Source organism: Acidovorax sp. KPB24-07 (genome assembly GCF_057543315.1).
This window is the reverse complement of sequence record NZ_BAAJYS010000274.1, coordinates 1-4,553: the sequence shown is the minus strand read 5'-3', so window position 1 is coordinate 4,553 and position 4,553 is coordinate 1. Positions and strand designations below refer to the sequence as shown.

Sequence of the window (4,553 nt, the reverse complement as noted above, 5' to 3'; positions counted from 1 at the left end):
GATGCGCCTCGTCGCGCCCGATGGCACCGTGGTGGGCCTGGGCGTGCCCCACCGCTGGCGCAAGCTGAGCGCGCCGGGAGGACCCCATGCGCCCGCACGCTACCTGACCTTCACCGCCTACCTGCAGGCCGCGCCCGAGGCGCTGCCCACCGCCGTGACCCTGACCGCACCCGGCACCGACTGCTCGGTGGCCCTGCAAATACCGGCGCCGCAGTGAGCGCCCCGAACCCGCCGAGAAAAACCAACACCATGAAGAACGCCAAAATCATCCTGCCGGGAGGCGCCGGCCTCGTGGGCCAGAACCTCGTGGCCCACCTGAAGCTGCACGGCTACCACAACCTCGTCGTGCTGGACAAGCACGCGAGCAACCTCGCCATCCTGCGCCAGGTGCACCCCGACATCGTGGCCGAGGACGCCGACCTGGCCGAGCCCGGCGCGTGGGAGCGCCACTTCGAGGGCGCGGACGTGGTGGTCATGCTGCAGGCGCAGATCGGCGCGCCGCAGGCCGACCCGTTCGTGCGCAACAACCTCACCTCCACCGGCCGCATCCTCGATCTGATCCAGCGCCACCGCATCCCGCAGACCGTGCACATCAGCTCCTCGGTGGTCGAGTCGGTCGCCCAGGACCACTACACCGAGACCAAGCGCGCGCAGGAAAAGATGGTGCTGGACAGCGGCATTCCCTGCGTGGTGCTGCGGCCCACGCTGATGTTCGGCTGGTTCGACCGCAAGCACCTGGGCTGGCTGTCGCGCTTCATGCGCAAGGTGCCGGTGTTCCCCATTCCGGGCAGCGGCCGCTACATGCGCCAGCCGCTGTACGCGGCGGACTTCTGCCGCATCATCGTGCGCTGCATCGAGGAGCGCCGCGTGGGCGGCGTGTTCAACATCACGGGGCTGGAGAAGGTGGACTACATCGACATCATTCGCCAGATCAAGGCCGCCACGGGCGCGGGCGCCTGGATCGTGAAGATCCCCTACGGCCTTTTCTACCTGCTGCTCAAGGTGTGGGCGCTGTTCGACAAGGACCCGCCGTTCACCGCCGACCAGCTCAAGGCGCTGGTGGCCCACGACGAGTTCGAGGTGATCGACTGGCCCGGCATCTTCGGCGTGCGCGCCACGCCCTTCGCAGAGGCCATCCACGAAACCTTCAACCACCCGGAATACAGCCGCGTGGTGCTGGAGTTCTGATGAGCGCGCAGACCCCCTCTCCTTCCGCATCCACGGCCGCCGCGCCGGGCCAGCGCATCGCCGTGCTGGGCGCCGGCCCCATGGGCCTGGCCGTGGCCTACCAGCTCGCGCGCGACGGCCACCGGCCCGTGGTGTTTGAAGCCGACGACCGCGTGGGCGGCATGACCGCGATGTTCGACTTCGACGGCCTGCCCATCGAGCGCTACTACCACTTCCACTGCACCTCCGACCACGCCTTCCTGCAGATGCTCGACGAGCTGGGGCTTTCGGACCGGATGCGCTGGCGCGCCACGCGCATGGGCTACTGGTTCCAAAAGCGCCTGCAGCCCTGGGGCAACCCGGTGGCGCTGCTGCGCTTTCAGGGTCTGGGCCTGGTCGCCAAGTTCCGCTACGGCCTGCACGCGTTCCTGTCCACGAAGCGCACCGACTGGAAGCCGCTCGACGGCGAAGAGGCCACGGGCTGGATCCGCCGCTGGGTGGGCAAGGAGGCCTACGAGGTGCTGTGGCGGCGCCTGTTCGACTACAAGTTCTACGACCATGCCGGCAACCTGTCGGCCGCGTGGATCTGGAGCCGCATCCGCCGCATCGGCCGCTCGCGCTACAGCCTGATGCGCGAAAAGCTCGGCCACCTCGACGGCGGCTCGGCCACGCTGCTGGACGGCATGGTGGCCGACATCCAGCGCCACGGCGGCGAGATCCGCCTGTCCACGCCCGTCACCCGCGTGCGCATGGACGCCACGCGCTTGCAGGGCGTGGAGACCGCGCAGGGCTTCGAGGCCTTCGACAAGGTGGTGAGCACCATTCCCCTGCCCTACGTGCCGCGCACCATGCCCGACCTCCCGCCCGCGCTGCTGGCGCAGTACGGCGCGCTGCAGAACATCGCCGTGGTCTGCGTGATCGCCAAGCTGCGCCAGCCGCTGACCGAGAACTTCTGGCTCAACGTGAACGATCCGGACATGGACATTCCCGGCCTGGTCGAATACAGCAACCTGCGCCCGCTGGCGGAGTCGGTGGTGTATGTGCCGTTCTACATGCCCGGCGAGCACCCCAAGTTCGCCGAGCCCGACGCGGCCTTCCTCGACAAGGTGCGCCGCTACCTGAAGGCCATCAACCCGAAGCTGCAGGACAGCGACTTCCTGGCCCTGCGCGCCAGCCGCTACCGCTATGCCCAGCCCATCTGCCCGCCCAACTACCTGGACAGCCTGCCGCCCGTGCAGCTGCCCGTGCGCGGCCTGTGGGTGGCCGACACGTCCTACTACTACCCCGAGGACCGCGGCATCTCCGAGAGCATCGGCTTCGGGCGCCAGATGGCCGCGCAGGCGGCCGCGGCACCCGTCTAGGCCCCGCATGCTCGCGCAGTTCCGCTCCCGGCAGTTCGTGGCCTTCCTGGTGACCGGCGGCCTGGCCGCGCTCGCCAACTTCATCGCGCGCATCGTGCTCAACCAGTGGATGCCGTTTTCCTACGCCGTGGTGCTGGCCTACGGCGTGGGCATGGTCACGGCCTTCCTGCTGGCGCGCGCCTTCGTGTTCCAGGGCAGCCAGCAGTCGGTGCGCAAGTCCGCCGCGTTCTTCGTGCTGGTGAACCTGGTGGCGGTGGCGCAGACCTGGGCCGTGAGCCTGCTGCTGGCACGCCAGGTGCTGCCCGCCCTGGGCGTGACCACCTTCGTGCCCGAGATCGCCCATGCCGTGGGCGTGGCCGTGCCGGTGTTCACCAGCTACCTGGGCCACAAGCGCTGGTCCTTCGCCGACCGCGCATGAAGCCCGGCCACGCCGTCGCCGCGGCCGGGGCCTGCACGGCGGCCTACGTGGCCGCCCTGGTGTGGGCCGACGCGCGCAACCAGGTCTTCGCGCAACTGCCGCAGGTGCTCGCCTGGATGCCCTCGATGGCGGCGATCGCCTTCGCCTCCTACCTGCTGCGCTACCTGCGCTGGCGCTGGCTGCTGGCCCGCGCGGGGCACGCCGTGCCCTGGGGTGCGGGATTTCTGGCCTACCTTTCGGGCTTCGCCTTCACTGCGACCCCCGGCAAGGTGGGCGAGCTGGTGCGCGTGCGCTACTTCGCGCGCGCCGGCGTGCCGGCGGCGCGCACCGTCTCGGCTTTCGTGTACGAGCGTGCGTTCGACCTGCTGTGCGTGGTGCTGCTGGCGGCGCTGGCCATCCCCGCCCTGCCGCTGTTCGCGGTGCTGTGGTCCGCCACGGTGCTGGGCAACATCGGCAGCTTCATGCGCGACGTGGCCAGTTCGTGGATGGTGACCGAGCTGTCGTCCAGCCCCGCCGCCGTGGCGCTGGTGCAGACGGCGGCCACGCTGCCGATCTTCCTGCTGGCGATTCCGGCCGGCGTGCTGTCGGACATCCTGGACCGCCGGCGCTTTCTGATCGCCGTGCAGGTGCTGCTGGCCTGCGTGAGCGGCACGCTGCTGGTGATGGCGCGCACGAACACGCTCACCGTGGAATCGCTCATCGTGCTCACCTTCGTGGGCGGCATCGGCGCGGCGCTCATGGGGCCCACGTGGCAGTCCATCGTGCCCGAGCTGGTGCCCCGCAGCGAGCTGAAAAGCGCCGTGGCGCTCAATTCGCTGGGCATCAACATCGCCCGCGCCATCGGCCCCGCGGCCGGCGGCCTGCTGCTGGCCAGCTTCGGCGCGGCCGCGGCCTACGGCCTGGACGTGGCGAGCTACGGCTTCGTGATCGCCGCGCTGCTGTGGTGGAAGCGCCCCAAGGCCGAGCCCACCGGGCTGAACGAGCAGTTCTTCGGCGCCTTCCGCGCCGGCCTGCGCTACGCGCGCGCCAGCCGCGAACTGCACGTGGTGCTGCTGCGCGCGGCGGTGTTCTTTCTGTTCGCCAGCTCCGTCTGGGCGCTGCTGCCGCTGGTGGCGCGGCGCATGCTGGGCGGCACGGCGGGCTTCTACGGCGTGATGCTGGGCGCGGTCGGTGCCGGGGCCATCCTCGGCGCGGTGCTGCTGCCCCGCCTGCGCAAGCGCCTGGATGCCGACGGGCTGGTGCTGCTGGCCTCGCTGCTCACCGCGGGCGTGATGGCCGTGCTCACCCTGGCGCCGCCGCGCGAGGCCGCCGTGGCGCTCATGCTGGTGCTGGGCCTGGGCTGGATCATCGCGCTCACCACGCTCAACGGCGTGGCCCAGGCCGTGCTGCCCAACTGGGTGCGCGGCCGGGGCCTGGCGATCTATCTCATGGTGTTCAACGGCGCCATGGCCGCCGGCAGCCTGGGCTGGGGCCTGGTGGCGGGGCAGGCGGGCCTGCCGGCCACGCTGCTGGCCGGCGCGGGTGGCCTGGTGCTGGCGGCGTGGCTCTTTCACCGCGTGAAGCTGCCCACCGGCGAGGCCGACCTGCAGCCGTCCAACCACTGGCCC

Annotated in this window: 4 protein-coding genes and 1 pseudogene; all 5 read left to right on the top strand. The window is 70.6% G+C overall.

Annotated features, from left to right (window positions below; genetic code table 11):
* A pseudogene (locus AC27IQ_RS19130) lies at window positions 1–217 on the top strand (hypothetical protein); the annotation flags it as partial.
* A 32-nt stretch (window positions 218–249) separates the two neighbouring features.
* The gene (locus AC27IQ_RS19125; RefSeq protein ID WP_272566268.1) at window positions 250–1,188 is read left to right on the top strand and encodes an NAD-dependent epimerase/dehydratase family protein; all 939 of its coding nucleotides are present in this window, start codon (window positions 250–252) and stop codon (window positions 1,186–1,188) included.
* Entirely contained in the window at window positions 1,188–2,528 is a 1,341-nt protein-coding gene (locus AC27IQ_RS19120) for an NAD(P)/FAD-dependent oxidoreductase (RefSeq protein ID WP_487090418.1), read from the top strand. The genes AC27IQ_RS19125 and AC27IQ_RS19120 overlap by 1 nt, the downstream gene beginning before the upstream one ends.
* A gap of 7 nt (window positions 2,529–2,535) precedes the next feature.
* The gene (locus tag AC27IQ_RS19115; protein WP_487090417.1) at window positions 2,536–2,946 is read left to right on the top strand and encodes a GtrA family protein; all 411 of its coding nucleotides are present in this window, start codon (window positions 2,536–2,538) and stop codon (window positions 2,944–2,946) included.
* A partial coding sequence (locus tag AC27IQ_RS19110) for an MFS transporter (protein WP_487090416.1) occupies window positions 2,943–4,553 on the top strand: 1,611 nt, incomplete at its 3' end. The genes AC27IQ_RS19115 and AC27IQ_RS19110, both read left to right, overlap by 4 nt.